Origin of the sequence: Sphaerisporangium sp. B11E5 (assembly GCF_039871875.1) — a bacterium.
In the GTDB taxonomy this organism is placed as follows: Bacteria; Actinomycetota; Actinomycetes; order Streptosporangiales; family Streptosporangiaceae; genus Sphaerisporangium.
Genome location: NZ_JBDPMD010000001.1, coordinates 70218 through 84295, shown reverse-complemented (window position 1 = coordinate 84295; position 14078 = coordinate 70218). Strand labels below are relative to the sequence as shown.

Below are 14078 nucleotides of genomic sequence, written 5' to 3'. Positions count from 1 at the left end.
GGTTCACAGGACGGCCCAGCCGGACGCGTCGTCGCGCACGACGCGCCCGCCGCTCATCACCCAGCGCACGCCGCGGAACGCGGACGCGGAGGCCGACGGGTCGGCGTCCACGGCGACGAGGTCGGCGTACTTGCCGGGCTCGACGGTGCCGAGATCGGCGTCGGCGCCGAGCCAGCGCGCCGGTCCGAGGGTGGCGGCGTACAGGGCGCGGGCGGGGCCGAGGCCGCCGTCCGCCATGTGTTCCAGCTCGCGGACGGTGGCGTTGGTGCCCTCGAACGGCCAGAACGGCGGCATGTCGCTGCCGAGCAGCACCTCGACCCCGGCGGCCAGCGCCAGCGCGTAGCTCTCCAGGTGGCGGGGGCCGGCGTCCAGGGAGCGGCGGCGCATCCACTCGGGCACGCCGAGCTCGGCGAAGAACTCCTCGCACCGGGTGACGAGCAGTGTCGGCACCAGGGCCGTGCCGCGCGACGCCATCAGTGCGGCCACCGGCGCGGTGATCTGGTAGCCGTGCTCCACGCAGTCCAGGCCGAGCTCCACCGCTTCGGCGATCGCCTCGGCCGGGCCGGCGTGCGCGGTGACCTTGCGGCCCCAGGAGTGCGCCGTCTCGATGACGGCGCGTGTCTCGTCGGCGAAGAGCTGCCGGGTGCCGATCTGCTCGTGCTCGCCCGCGATGCCCCCGGAGATCATCACCTTGATCAGGTCGGCGCCGGCCTTGACCTGGCTGCGGACCCCGCGGCGCAGGCCGTCGGCGCCGTCGCACTCCAGGGTGTCCGACCCCTCGTGCCCGTGGCCGCCGGTGCACACCAGCGCGCGGCCCGCCGTGTAGACGCGCGGCCCCGGCACACGGCCCGCTTCGATGGCGCGGCGCAGGGCGAAGTCGGCGTGGTCCTTCTCCGCGACGCAGCGCACGGTGGTGACGCCGCACAGCAGGGTGCGGCGGGCGCCGTCCGCCATGTAGAGGGCCAGCTCGTGCGGCCCCATGTCCTTGACCGCGTCGCCGCCCTGGCCGGGCAGCGACAACGACAGGTGGGTGTGCATGTTCACCAGCCCGGGGGTGACGTACGCCCCGCCGAGGTCGATCTCCCGCACGTCCCCGGCGGCCCGCGCCGCGGCCGCGACGTCGGCGGCGGGCCCGACGGCGGCGATGCGGTCGCCGCGCACCCACACGGCGGCGCCGGTCAGGGGCCCGGTGCCGTCCAGAACCCGGGCGTCCACGACGGTGCAGCCGGTGAGCAAGGAATCCATGCGCCAGTTCTACCAGGGCTCAATACCGTGAACAAATGTTCACGGCGGTGAACTTCATCGGCCGAGGAACCGCAGGGCGTTGCCGGACAGCAGCTTGCCGCGCTGGTCCTCGGTGAGGAAGCCCGCCTCGTGCACCACCCGGCCGGCCGGGCGTTCACCGAGAGGGTAGGGGTAGTCGCTGCCGAGGATGACCTGGTCCTCCCCCATGGTGTCCACGAGCAGGCGCAGGGCCGCCGGGTCGAACACCACGGTGTCCACGGAGAAGCGGCGGGTGTAGTGGCTCGGCGGGTGGGCGGAGCGGCCGCGTACCACGTCGCCGCGGCGGTGCCAGGCGTTGTCGGCGCGGCCCAGCCAGAACGGGAAGCTGCCGCCGCCGTGCGCGAAGCACAGCCGCAGCGACTCGGGGACCCGGTCGAGCACGCCGCCGAGGATGAGCGCGAGGATCGACAGGTGGGTCTCGGCGGGCATGCCGGTGAGCCAGCGGGCCATCCACCGGTCCAGCCGCGGGCCGCCGGGCATGTCCCACGGATGCACGAACACCGGCGCCCCGACGGAGGCGCAGTGCTGGAGGAACGTCACGACGCCCGCGTCGTCGAGGTCGCGGTCGCCCACGTGGTTGCCGATCTCGACACCCGCGTGCCCGGCGGCGAGACAGCGGTCCAGCTCGGCGCAGGCCGCGTCGGGGTCCTGCAGCGGCACCTGGCAGAACGGCACCAGCCGGTCGCCGCCGGCGGCGGTGACCTTCAGCGTCAGGTCGTTGAGTATCCGGGCCGCCTTGACCGCCTGCCCGGCCGGGCGTTCGTAGCCGAAGAACACCGGGGTGGGCGAGACCACCTGCACGTCCACGCCGTCGGCGTCCATGTCGGCCAGCCGGACACCGGCGTCCCAGCACCGCGGGCCGACGGGCCGGAACTCGGTCTCCCCCACCATGATCATCGCGTCCCGCTCGGAGTCGACGCGCAGCCAGGGCCAGCCGGTGCCGCCGCAGCGCGCGGCGAGGTCCGGCCAGCCCTTCGGCACGACGTGCGTGTGCACGTCGATCACGCGCATCAGCCTTTGCCCGGGTGCAGGGCGCCGCACCGCTCGCAGGTGCGGGCCGTCTCGTCGTCGTAGAACGCCTGGAAGACCGGCGGCAGGTCCTTCACGATGTCGCGGACCTGCAGCTCGACCTCGTGCACCAGCGCGCCGCACGAGGGGCAGTACCACTGGAACCGCTCCAGCGTGCCCTCCTCGCGCACCCGCTCCACCACCATGCCGATGGAGCCAGGCTCGGGACGCTGCGGCGAGTGGGGCACACCACCGGGCAGCATCCACATCTCGCCCTCGCCGATGCGGACGGTCTCCGGCCCGTCCGGGGTCATGAGGTTGACGTGCATGGTGCCCTTGATCTGGTAGAAGAACTCCTCGTAGGGGTCCACGTGGTAGTCGGTGCGCTGGTTGGGGCCGCCGACCATCATGACGATGAAGTCCGACCCGCCGGGGAACATCTCCTTGTTGCCCACGGGGGGCTTGAGCAGGTGCCGGTTCTCCTCGATCCAGCCGGGGAAGCTCACCGGGCCGGCGATGTCACTCATGCCTCGTTCCCTTCCGGTAGTACGGCCACGGCCTGCATCTCGATGAGCAGGTGCGGGTGGGGCAACTGGTGCACGGCGACGGTGGTCCGCGTGGGGCCGCCCTCGTCGAAGTACTCGGCGTAGACCTCGTTGTAGCCGCCGAAGTCGTTCATGTTCACCAGGTAGGTGGTGATCTGCACCAGGTCGCCGAGGTCGGCCCCTGCGGCGCGGAGGATGTCGCGGACGTTCCCGATCACCGCGCGGGTCTGCTCCCTGATGTCCAGCGTGGTGGTGCCCATCGCGTCCGCCGCCGCCCCCGCGACGGTGCCGTCGGGGCGCCGCGCGGAGGTGCCGGACACGAACACGAAGCCGCGGGCCACCTTGACGTGCGGGAACCGGCCGCGGGGCACCGCCTTGCCGGGCACGATCTGTCCCCGCCCGCTCATGACATGTCCACGCAGACGTTGGTGAGCTCGGAGTAGAAGTCCAGCGAGTGCACGCCGCCCTCGCGGCCGACGCCGGACGCCTTGACCCCGCCGAACGGCGTGCGCAGGTCACGCAGGAACCACGTGTTCACCCAGACCAGGCCGGCGTCCAGCCGGGCGCCCGCCCGGTGCGCGCGGCCGACGTCGCGGGTCCACACCGTGGCGGCGAGGCCGTACTCGCTGTCGTTGGCCAGCGCGTACGCCTCGTCCTCGTCGTCGAACGGCGCGATGTGGCACACCGGGCCGAAGATCTCCTCGCGGTTGGTGCGGGCGTCCTGCCCGAGGCCGGTGAGCACGGTGGGCCGCACGTACGCCCCGCCGTCCCTGGCGTCGCCGAACTCCGGCACGTCCCCGCCGGTGCGCACCTCGGCGCCCTCCTCGCGGGCCAGGTCGTAGTACCCGAGCACCTTGCGGCGGTGCTCCCGGGAGATGAGCGGCATGGTGGCGGTCGTCTCGCAGGACGGCCAGCCGAACTCCAGCGCCGCGGCCCGCGCGGCGAGGCGCTCGGCGAACTCCTCGAACACCGGCCGCTGGACGTACAGGCGCTCGGTGCACAGGCACACCTGGCCGCCGTTGGTGAAGGTGGAGCGCACCGAGCCGGCCACCGCGGCGTCGAGGTCGGCGTCGGCGAACACCAGGCCCGCGTTCTTGCCGCCGAGCTCGAACGACACGGCCTTCACGCCGTCCGCGGCGGCCCGCATGATCGCGGCGCCGGTGGCGGACTCCCCGGTGAAGGTGATGGCGTCCACCCCGGGGTGGCGGGTCAGCAGCTCGCCCGCGGCGCCGGGGCCGTGGCCGTGCACCAGGTTGAACACGCCGTCCGGCACGCCCGCGTCGGCCATCACCTCGGCGAGCACGGTGGCCGAGGACGGCGTCTCCTCCGACGGCTTGACGACGACCGCGTTGCCGCAGGCCAGGGCTGGGGCGACCTTCCAGGTGAGCAGCAGCAGCGGCAGGTTCCACGGCACGACGACCGCGACCACGCCGACCGGCTTGCGTATGGCGTAGTTCAGCGCCCGGCCGCCGCCCGCGGTGGCGGTGACGAACGACGCGCCGGGCGCGGTGACGGCGATCTCGGCGAACGCCCGGAAGTTGGCCGCGCCGCGCGGCACGTCCAGCGTGCGGGCCTGCGCGACCGGTTTGCCGGTGTCGGCGACCTCGGCGGCGACCAGGTCGTCGAAGCGGCGTTCCAGCCCGTCGGCGATCCCGCGCAGCACGGCCGCCCGTTCCCGCTCGCAGGTACGGCCCCACGGCCCGCGCAGCGCGCGGCGGGCGGCCTCCACCGCGGCGTCCACGGTGGCCGGGCCCGACTCGGCGACCTCGAACAGGGTCTCGCCGGTGACCGGGCTGACCTTGGGGAACGTGGACTCGCCCGCGGTGAACGCGCCGCCGACGAAGTTGAGCAGAGGGGCGGGGACGGCGGCCGGCCGTCCCGCCATCAGTTCCGGGCCCCACACCGTCGCGGTCATGTCATGCGCTCCTCCCGCTCCTCGCTCTCTTCCCCGGGGACGCGGCCCGGACGGCGAGCGCGCCGAGGGCCAGCGTGGCCGCCGCGGCCAGCGCGGCGACCGCCTGGTGCTGCCGGCGCACCCGGCGCCGCACCCGGGCGTACGGCACGGTCGAGAACGACACCAGCTCGTACCGGGAAACGTACCGGCCGGGCAGGGCGCGTTCCAGGGCGTGCTCGGCGCGCCTGCCGAGCAGGAACAGCGGCGAGGCGACCTTGTCGCGCATCTCGATGAAGTTGGCCAGGGCCATCTGGGCGATGGCCTCGGTGTCCTCGCGGCGCCGCGCCTCGAACAGCGGAAGGGCCGCGGACCAGTCGCCGCCGGTGTCGTCCAGGCAGCGGTCCAGCACCACGACGTCCTCGAACGCGCAGTTGGCGCCCTGGCCGTAGAACGGCACGATGGCGTGCGCGGCGTCGCCGACCAGGCCCACCCGGCCCGCGGCGTGCCAGGAGGCGCAGCGCACCGTGCCGAGGACCCCGACCGGGTTGCGCAGGTAGTCGGCGGCGAGGTCCGGGACCAGCGGCACCAGGTCGGGGTACTCGGCGCGGAAGTGGCGCTCCACGGCGCCGGGGTCGTCCAGGGACGCGAAGCCGCCGGGGCCCTCGCCGGGCCAGAAGAGGGTGCAGGTGAAGGAGCGGTCGGGGTTGGGCAGCGCGATGACCATGGAGGTGCCGCGCGGCCAGATGTGCAGCGCGCCGGGGTCGAGGGCGAAGTCGCCGTCGCGCGGCGGGACGGTGAGCTCCTTGTAGCCGTGCTCCAGGAAGTCGACGTCCTCGGTGAGCGTGCCGTACCGCTTGAGCTCGGCGCGCACGGCCGAGCCGGCGCCGTCCGCGCCGAGCACCACCGGGGCCGACGCCTTCACCTCGCCGTCCCCGGTCTGGAAGACCATCTCGCCGGTCTCGGGGTCCAGGCCGGTGAGGCGGTGGCCGAACACGGCCCGCACCCCGGGCTGGGCGGTCGCGGCCTCCAGCAGGGCGTCGTTGAGGGCTCCCCTGCCGATCGAGTTGATGGCGCGGTCGCCGCGCACGCTGTACGGCTGGAAGTCCGGCGTGCCGTGCACCGGGTGGACCATGCGGCCGCGCATCGGCAGCGCGCCCGCGAGCACCACGCCGTCCAGGCCGATGCGGCGCAGCGCGTCCAGGCCGCGTTCCGACAGGGCCAGGTTGATCGAGCGGCCCCGCTCGGGCGTGCGGCCGCGCGGGTCGTCGCGCCGCTCGTACAGGGTGACCTGGTGGCCGCGCCGCGCGAGGAAGCATGCCAGCAGGCATCCGGTGAGCCCGGCGCCGACGATCGCGACCTCACCCTTCATCGGGTCTCCTCCACCAGCTCGGCCAGCGCGTCCGCGAAGCGCCAGCAGTCATGGTAGGCGCAGTACAGCGGCACCGGGGCGGCGCGCAGGACGTCCGGCTCGCGCGCGTCGGCGATCACGCCGTGCTCGTGCCGCAGGCGTTTGGCCAGCTCGCCCGCGCCGCGGCCCACCCGCAGGGAGAGCTGGGCGCCGCGCCGCGCCGGGTCGCGCGGGGTGATCACGGTGATCGGGCGGGTGGCGGTGACCTCGTCGAGCAGCCGCTCCAGGTAGCCGGTGAGCCGCACGCTGCGGGCCCGCAGGGCCGCCATGCCGGTCCGGTCGAAGATCTCCAGCGAGGTGCGCACCGGGCCCATCGCGAGGATCGGCGGGTTGGAGACCTGCCAGGCGTCCGCCCGGGCGGGGGGCCGGGACACCGGCGCCATCTCGAAGCGGGTGGCGGCGTCGGTGCTCCACCAGCCCTCGAACCGCTGGAGCGCCGGGTCGCCGAGGTGCCTGCGGTGCACGAACACGCCGGCGAGGCCCCCGGGGCCGGAGTTGAGGTACTTGTAGGAGCACCAGGCGGCGAAGTCCACGTCCCAGTCGTGCAGCTCCAGGGGCACGTTGCCCGCCGCGTGCGCCAGGTCCCAGCCGACCACGGCCCCGGCGGCGCGGCCGGCCCGGGTGATCGCCGGGATGTCCATCAGCTCGCCGGTCAGGTAGTTGACGCCGCCGAGCAGCACCAACGCCACCCGCTCGCCCTCCCGCTCCAGGTAGGCGAGCACGTCCTCGGTGCGCAGGGTGTCCTCGCCGGGGCGGGGGCGCAGGCGCACCACGGCCTCGTCGGGGTCCAGGCCGTGGAAGCGGGCCTGGCTGCGCACGGCGTAGCCGTCGGACGGGAAGGCGGTGTCCTCGATGACGATGCGGTGCCGCGCCCCCCGGGGGCGGTAGAACGACACCATCAGCAGGTGCAGGTCGACCGTCAGCGAGTTCATCACCACGGTCTCCTCGGGGAGGGCGCCGACGAGCCGGGCCGCGGGTGCGGTGAGGTACTCGTGGTAGGGCAGCCACGGCCGGGGGCCCTCCAGGTGGCCCTCCACGCCGAGCCGCGCCCAGGCGTCCAGGTCGGCCAGCAGCTCGCCGCGGGTGGCCAGGGGCTGCAGTCCGAGGGAGTTGCCGGCCAGGTACGCGGTCTCGGGGTACCGGCCGCCCGTGGCGGGCGGGACGTGGAACAGCTCCCGCTGCCCGGGGTCCCCGGCGTCCAGCCGCCGCGCCTCGTCCTCGCCGTACGTCATCGCGCCTCCCGTCGCGTCTCGCTCCGGCGTCCGGCTCACATGAGGGTCCGGGCGGACAGCAGCTCGGGGAACACCACCTGGTCCAGGCCGCGGCGCAGCCACGCCACCCCGGCCGAGCCGCCGCTGCCCGCCTTGCCGCCCATGGCCCGCTGGGCCGCCTTCAGGTGCTCGTAGCGCCAGTCGGAGAACCGCTCGGCGACCTCCGACAGGGCCTCGCCGAGCATGCGGAGGTGGTTGCCGGGGGTGTCGTCGCGGTAGATCTCCACCCAGGCGGCCTCGACGGCCGGGTGCACCTCGTGCGCCTGGGTGAGGTCGCGGTCCAGCAGCTCGGCGGGGACGGCGAAGCCGCGGCGGGCGAGCAGCGCGATCACCTCGTCCCACAGGCTGGGCACCCGCAGGTCGCGGACCAGTTCGGCGTGCACGGACGGCTGCCCGCGGAACGGCCGGGCCAGCGCGGCGTTGCGCAGGCCGAGTGCGAACTCCAGCCGCCGGTACATCGCGGACTGGAAGCCCGAGCCCTCGCCGAGCAGATCGCGGAAGCTGTTGAAGTCGGACGGCGTCATCCAGCGCAGCCCGCGCCACGCCGCGTTGAGGCCCTCCAGGTCGAGCGCGGCCCGGCGCAGCGGGCGCAGGGCGCCCCACACGTCGTCCGCGCGCAGCGCCTTGGCGGCCTCGGCCACCTCGAAGCGGGTGAGGCCGAAGTAGAGCTCCATGATCTGGCTGATCATGAGGAAGGACATCTCGCCGGGGTCCTCGCCCAGCGGCTGCTGCAGGGTGTGCAGCGTGGCCGCCCGCACGTAGGCGTCGTACGGGAGCGCCTCGGCGAACTCCAGGGTCGGCTCTCCGGCGTTGGCGGTCGCCCGCACGTCGCGCTCCTCGGCGCTGACGGGGCGTACGCGGGTCGCGACGTCCGCCCGGATCTTCATCTCGGTGCCGTCCACGTGCCACTCGCCTCCTCTGTCGGCCGTGGTGTGCTCTGTCCTTTTCGATCCTCCCGCAGGTCCTTAGATCGTCTGAATAACCATCAAAAGGTATATGTGCCCATCAACCGGTACATGCCCCGCTCGTGGCGGTTCTGACTTAACGAACGCAAACTCAGCTTGTTCCTTGTCCACCAGACCGTTGCGCGCGTCTGGACTGACGAACAACGCCTTTGGGGGTGGCCGACCTGCTCAACTCCCCGTTGCGAGGTCTTGTGGTTCGACTCGTTCGAGCGACGCGCTCATCCGCACGAGCCCACCCTCACGCATAGTCACCGAGAACTACACCAAGCGGTACGATGCGAACACCGATCCGGGCAGCTGGCCGTACCAGCAGCACCAGCGGGCAGGACTTCTCCGTCAGGGGGCGTGGCCGTACCGCGCCCACCAGCGGTTTTCCACGCACCTCACGTTGATGGAGAACCCGTCATGACTTCTGCCGTCCCTCGCGCCTTCCACTGCGAGCACACCCGCGCCAAGAGCAGGGTGCACGCCCTCGTCGAGCGCTCCGGCCGGCCCGCGACCCTGCATGCCGTCCTGACCTGCACCGATCCCGCCCTCGCTCAGCACGCCGCCTACCTGCTCTCCTCGGTGCTGGAGAACGGCCTGGGCCCCGCCGCCCGCGCCGAGTCGGAGCGGATCGCCGCGGCTCTGCCCGACGCGCCCGCCGCCTCCTTCCGCCGTGCGCTGGCCGATGTCGTGAACGGGACCTGGGCCGACGCCCCCGAGCTCGCCGCCACGTGGGAGTCCCTGCGGCGGGGCCGCGGCGACTCGGCCGGCCTCGGTGGCGACCTCGAGAGCCGCACGCCGGGCGACGCCCGCCTCGACGGCTTCCCAGGGCCGGTCGTACGCACGATCAGCCTGCTGGAGGTGCACGTCCACGACCCTGCGCGCCTTCTCGCGGCGGCCACCGCGACGGGCTGGAGGCCGTTCGACGCCGAGGACCTCGACGAGGACGACAGACAGGACGTCGTCGGGGCCGTCATGCACTTCGTCAACGGCCCGGAGTTCCTGCCCGGCGCCGACCAGCTCATGGACGTCGTGCAGGCGCGGCTGCTGCGCGCCGCCAGGGGTGATGAGGTGAGCGACTGGAGCACCGCGCCCGTGACGGCGACGTTCGACACGGGAACGAGGTCCGACCCCGACGGCCGGGCCGGCTGATCGCTACCTCATAGGCACGTCGGCGCGGCCGAGCACGAGATCGCCTCGGCTGCGCCGGGATGTTCACACGCCTGACTTGTTCTTCATCGTCCGGGTTGTTGTAGGGCTGCACGGGTGCGGCCGCGTTCGACGGTCCTGCCGACGTCGTAGCGGGTGGCGGATCGGCGGTTGGGGATCGTCGATCCAGCCGTGGTTGAGCCCGCCGTACAAGGCGCCGTGCCCGCGCCGGTACTCCGGTGACAAGGTCAGATCCACCGGAGAGTGCACCGGCCCCGGCGCGCACAACAGCGCGTCGGTCAGTTCGAACAACGCATCGGCCCGCGCGCGAAGGCAGGCGTAGACGTCGTTCCGGAACCGGGACAACACCCTGGAGGACTCGACACAGGCGGCATCGTTCAGCAGCCGCACCCTCACGGCCATGGAGCGATCGGCAGCGACACCGCACATGATCACTCAAGGCCGCCCTGCTGTCCGCGAAACGATCAACCCGCCGCTCGACACAACGATGCGGACGACGAGGAACAAGCTCAGGCGGGCTCGCGGCGCAGGGACGGCAGGACGGCGGTGCCGAGCAGGTCCACCCCGGCGTCGTCGGTGAGGCCGTGCGGGGTGCCGAACTCGACGCGGCGCGCCCCGGCGTCGATCAGCGCCTGCGCCTGGGCGGCCACCTGGTCCGGGGTGCCGGAGAACGCGAACAGGTCGAGCACGTCGTCCGGCACCAGCCGGCCGGCCTCCTCGTGCCTGCCCTCGTCCACCAGCGCCGACACGCGGGCCACCAGGTCCCGCGGCAGGTCCGCGGTCGGGTCCAACCCGGCGACCACGGCCAGGTACATGGCGACCTCGGTCCTCGCCCGCGCCCGGGCCGCCCCGCCGTCGGCGTCCACGACCGTCACGGCGCCGAGCACCACCCCGACGTCCCCGGCGGCCCGCCCCGCGGCCAGCTCACCCGGCCGCACCCGGTCCCCGATGACCTTCACCATGGCCGGGTTGGCGCTGCCGCCGACCTTGATCTCCGAGGCGATCCGCCCGGCGAGCGCCGCCCCCTTCGGCCCCCAGGCCCCGAGCAGCAACGGCGGGTCGGGCCGCCGCACGGCGTACCGGAGCGCGGTGCCCGGCGCGAGCCGGAACACCGTGCCCTCGTAACCGGAGTCGTCGCCGCGCAACAGCCGGTAGACGACCTCGGCGGCCTCCTCCAGGGTGGCCAGGGGACGCGGCCGGGCGATGCCGACCGCGTCCAGCCAGGTGCCGCGGGCCAGCCCCAGGTAGGCGCGGCCGCCGGAGGCCAGGTCGAGGGCGGCGACCTGCCCGGCGATCTCGTACGGCGCCATCGAGTAGGGGTTCAGGCAGGCCGCGCCGAGACGCACACGGCTCGTGGCGGCGGCCATCTCCAGCAGCGGGAAGATCGGCGGCTGGTACATCAGGTCGCCGAACACACTAAGCACATCGAACCCATGCTCCGCGGCCCGCCGAGCCAGCCGCGCGTAGTCCCCGGCCCGCTTGTCACTCTGCAGCCCCAGCCCAACCTCGGCCCCCCTCCGGAAATGCCCCCCGGACACCCCGGCACCCTGCGACCCCAGCCCGACCCCAGCCTCGCGCCCCGGCCAGACGCCGCCACCGGACACCTCGGCACCCTGCGACCCCAGCCCGACCCCGGCCTCGCGCCCCGGCCAGACGCCGCCACCGGACACCTCGGCGCCTTGCGGCCAGGGCTCACTCGCGGTCGCGGTCACGTCAGGTCCGCCGAGTTCATGCGTCGCCGGGCGGTGCGCTCCACGCGCATGATCAGGCGTTCCTCCGGGTCGGGGCAGGCGAACAACGCGTCCCGTGCCAGCCAGTCCCCTGCCGCGAGGTCACGCTGCTTGGCCGCGAGGAACGGCAGCACCGCCGCCAGCGCGTACACGCAGAAGTGCCGCCCCTCCGGCAGCGTCAGATGGGCGCTCTCGGTCAGCTCGAAGAAGTCCCCGACCCGCATCCCGCAGACCGACCGCCCCTCGATCCGGTCCACCCGGACACGCAGGTCGTAGAGCTCCATGTCCCCACCGGCACCATCAACCTCCTGAGCCCCATCAGACCTATCGGTCTCATCGGCCCCAATGACCCCAGCGACCCCGGCCACTCCAATGGCATCGGCCCCAACGACCCCAGCCGTCCCAGCACCCTCATCGGCGCCAGCGGCACTGCTCTCATGAGTCCCATCCGTCCCACTGGACCCATTAGCCCCTCGGACCCCAACGGCCCTGACCCCAACGGCCCTGACCCCAACGGCCCCGGCCTCAACGGCCCCGGCCCCAGCGGCCCCGGCCCCAGCGGCCCCGGCCCCAGCGGCCCCGGCCTCAACGGCCCCAGCCTCAACGGCCCCAGCCCCAACGGCCCCAGCCCCAACGGCCCCAGCCCCAACGGCCCCAGCCCCAACGACTCCGGCCCCTTTAGCCCCAGCAGCCCCTGAGGCCACGGCGTCCCCGGCGCCCGCGGTCTCGCCCGGGTCGCCGTGCCTGTGTCCGGTCGCCATCCCGGACCTCCTTCCACCGTCCACGGCCGCGCGTGGGCGGGCCGCCCCCGCACAGTAACCGGCTTCCGCCGGTGGTCCGCGTGCGGCTCCGGTGGTGTCACCGTGTGCGCACGGGTGGTGGAGCAGAGTGACCGAAACCGAGGACAGCACCGGCGATCGTGGCGCAGACTCGCTGGTGCCGGACCACGCGATCCCGCGCACGGAAGGAGAACCCGCGTTGACGGGGACGAGGACCGCACGATCTCTGGTACGAACGGCCGCGGCGGCCTGCGCGGCCCTTGCCTGCCTGGGAGCCGCTGGCACCCTCGGCACCGCCCCGCCGTCACTCTCCCCCACGCAGGGCCCGCCCGGTACCTCGATCGAGGTCCGCCACCCCACCCTCCACTGCCCCACCCCGGACGAGCCGACCGACGAGCCGACCGCGGGGCCGACGGACGGGCCCACCGACGGCCCGACGGCAGAACCCACGGAGGGACCGTCCGCGGGCCCGACCGGCGACGGCGGCGCAGGCGACGGCGGGCCGGCGGCGGCGCCCGGGGGTGGCTCCGGCGGCGGGGGCCGGGGAGCGGCCGCGCGGCCGGTGAGCACGGAGGGCGGCACCGCCGGCGGGGTGGGGCGGGGAGGGGCCGTCAGGCCGGTGGGCATGCGGTGGATGGACGGCACCGGCGGGCCGTGGACGGGTGCGGGGGTGCGGCGGGCGGCGGAGGACGGGCCGGCCGAGGTGCTGTGGGACGGGAAGTTCCTCAAAGAAGGGGTGACCACCGCGGAGGCGGGGCTGGTCATGCGGGTCGAGGTGCCGGAGGGCGCACGGCCGGGCGTGCATCTCGTCGCCACGCGGTGTGTGCACTCGGGGGGGACCACCTCGCCGGGCGCGCGGTTCCAGGTGGTCGCGCGAGGACAGGGCGGGCCGGGGTCGCCGGGGCCGTCCGCGGCGGGGAGGGCCGGGGGGCGTAGCTCGCCGGACGCGTCCAGGGATCCGGCGGCGGGGGGCACGCCCGAGCCGTCGGCGACGCCGGGGAAACCCCCGCCGGGGGCGGTCGCCCGGTTCGAGATCCCCTTGACGCTCGCGTCCGCGCACGACTTCCGGCTGGACCCGGTGAAAGGGCTGCTGGCGCTGGCGGCGGCGCTGCTGCTGGCGCTGCTGGTGACGGCGCCGTTCTTCCTGCTGCCGCTGGTCGGGTTCCCCTCCGACATCTTCAACAAGTCGGTCGAGGAGAACACCGGGCAGCGCGACCCACTCCTCAAAGGGCTCACCCCGCGGGCCAAGCTGATGCTGTTCACCGCCGTGTCCGCCGCCCTGCTGACCGTGGCCTCGGCCGACCTGTTCCCGGAAGGCCGGTTCTCCCCGGCGAACATGGTCGCGCTGGCGGCCGCGTTCTTCCTCGCCGTCCTCGTGACCACGATCACCTACGGCTGGGTGCCCCGGGCGCTCACGGTGCGGGGCGTGCGGGCCACGGTCATGCGGGTGCTGCCCGCCGCGCTGGCCGTCGCCGTCGTCTGCGCCGTGTTGTCACGGGTGGCGGCCTTCAAGCCGGGCTACGTCTACGGCCTGATCGCGGTGTTCGAGGTCACCGGTGCCGCCGTCGCGGCGCGGGCCGCGACGGCGCGGGCGATCCTGTGGGCGTCGGTGCTCACCTTGGCGGCGGGCGCAGCGTCGTGGGCCGCGTGGGCGCGGGTCGACCGGCTCATGAGCGGCGCCGTCCCCGGCGTGCAGGCCGAGGTGGCGCGGGTGGCGGATCTGTTCCTCGGCACCGCCACGCTCACCGTGCTGAGCACAGTGGTGTTCGGCCTGCTTCCCCTGCGGTTCCTGGACGGTCACCATCTCTTCACGTGGAACCGTGCCGCATGGTTCGCGGTGTTCGTCCCCTCCGCGGCGTGCTTCGTGTACCTCACGCTGATCGACACCACCGAGGCTCCCACCGCCGCCGAGGTCGTGGCGATGCTCCTGCTGTTCCTGGGCTTCGGCGCGCTCTCCATGATCACCTGGCTGTACGTGGTGCTGAGGGCGAGGCGTGCGGAACGGCTCGCTCGCTGACCTCCGTGAGCGCCCCTGGCGA

The 14078-nt window shown here is 73.9% G+C and carries 13 protein-coding genes; 2 read left to right on the top strand and 11 right to left on the bottom strand.

From position 1 onward, the window contains the following. Positions 1-3: 3 nt before the first annotated feature. From ABGB17_RS00350 to ABGB17_RS00315, 8 genes are read right to left on the bottom strand one after another with little or no spacing between them, the layout of a single operon-like run. Positions 4-1245 carry an amidohydrolase family protein gene (locus tag ABGB17_RS00350; protein WP_347625617.1) on the bottom strand — a complete coding sequence of 414 codons (1242 nt, stop codon included), beginning with the start codon at positions 1243-1245 and terminating at the stop codon, positions 4-6. A gap of 54 nt (positions 1246-1299) precedes the next feature. Beyond that, entirely contained in the window at positions 1300-2295 is a 996-nt protein-coding gene (locus ABGB17_RS00345; RefSeq protein WP_347625616.1) for an amidohydrolase family protein, read from the bottom strand. Then, the gene (locus ABGB17_RS00340) at positions 2295-2819 is read right to left on the bottom strand and encodes a 3-hydroxyanthranilate 3,4-dioxygenase (protein WP_347625615.1); all 525 of its coding nucleotides are present in this window, start codon (positions 2817-2819) and stop codon (positions 2295-2297) included. The genes ABGB17_RS00345 and ABGB17_RS00340 overlap by 1 nt, the downstream gene beginning before the upstream one ends. Then, the gene (locus ABGB17_RS00335) at positions 2816-3244 is read right to left on the bottom strand and encodes a RidA family protein (RefSeq protein WP_347625614.1); all 429 of its coding nucleotides are present in this window, start codon (positions 3242-3244) and stop codon (positions 2816-2818) included. The genes ABGB17_RS00340 and ABGB17_RS00335 overlap by 4 nt, the downstream gene beginning before the upstream one ends. Then, positions 3241-4752 (bottom strand): 2-hydroxymuconic semialdehyde dehydrogenase, encoded by a 1512-nt coding sequence (locus ABGB17_RS00330; RefSeq protein ID WP_347625613.1) that lies wholly within the window; start codon positions 4750-4752, stop codon positions 3241-3243. Before ABGB17_RS00330 ends, ABGB17_RS00335 begins: the two co-directional genes overlap by 4 nt. Position 4753: 1 nt before the next feature. After that, positions 4754-6100: an NAD(P)/FAD-dependent oxidoreductase gene (locus tag ABGB17_RS00325; RefSeq protein WP_347625612.1), complete on the bottom strand. Its 1347-nt coding sequence runs from the start codon at positions 6098-6100 to the stop codon at positions 4754-4756. After that, a complete protein-coding gene (gene kynU / locus ABGB17_RS00320) occupies positions 6097-7371 on the bottom strand; it encodes a kynureninase (protein WP_347625611.1) in 1275 nt (424 codons plus the stop codon). The genes ABGB17_RS00325 and kynU overlap by 4 nt, the downstream gene beginning before the upstream one ends. Before the next feature lie 35 nt (positions 7372-7406). Further along, on the bottom strand, positions 7407-8312 hold the full coding sequence (locus ABGB17_RS00315; RefSeq protein ID WP_347625610.1) for a tryptophan 2,3-dioxygenase family protein: 906 nt from the start codon (positions 8310-8312) through the stop codon (positions 7407-7409). Between the two features lie 468 nt (positions 8313-8780). On the opposite strand from ABGB17_RS00315, the gene ABGB17_RS00310 reads away from it, so the two are divergent. Continuing rightward, positions 8781-9512: a hypothetical protein gene (locus ABGB17_RS00310; protein WP_347625609.1), complete on the top strand. Its 732-nt coding sequence runs from the start codon at positions 8781-8783 to the stop codon at positions 9510-9512. A gap of 63 nt (positions 9513-9575) precedes the next feature. Here ABGB17_RS00310 and ABGB17_RS00305 read toward each other — a convergent pair whose 3' ends face one another. From ABGB17_RS00305 to ABGB17_RS00295, 3 genes are all read right to left on the bottom strand, one after another. Further along, positions 9576-9920 (bottom strand): transposase, encoded by a 345-nt coding sequence (locus ABGB17_RS00305; protein WP_347625608.1) that lies wholly within the window; start codon positions 9918-9920, stop codon positions 9576-9578. A 119-nt stretch (positions 9921-10039) separates the two neighbouring features. Continuing rightward, positions 10040-11242 (bottom strand): LLM class flavin-dependent oxidoreductase, encoded by a 1203-nt coding sequence (locus ABGB17_RS00300; RefSeq protein WP_347625607.1) that lies wholly within the window; start codon positions 11240-11242, stop codon positions 10040-10042. Further along, the gene (locus ABGB17_RS00295; RefSeq protein WP_347625606.1) at positions 11239-11544 is read right to left on the bottom strand and encodes a TIGR04076 family protein; all 306 of its coding nucleotides are present in this window, start codon (positions 11542-11544) and stop codon (positions 11239-11241) included. The genes ABGB17_RS00300 and ABGB17_RS00295 overlap by 4 nt, the downstream gene beginning before the upstream one ends. 694 nt (positions 11545-12238) lie before the next feature. On the opposite strand from ABGB17_RS00295, the gene ABGB17_RS00290 reads away from it, so the two are divergent. Continuing rightward, positions 12239-14056 (top strand): PT domain-containing protein, encoded by a 1818-nt coding sequence (locus ABGB17_RS00290; protein ID WP_347625605.1) that lies wholly within the window; start codon positions 12239-12241, stop codon positions 14054-14056. The last annotated feature ends 22 nt before the right edge of the window (positions 14057-14078 follow it).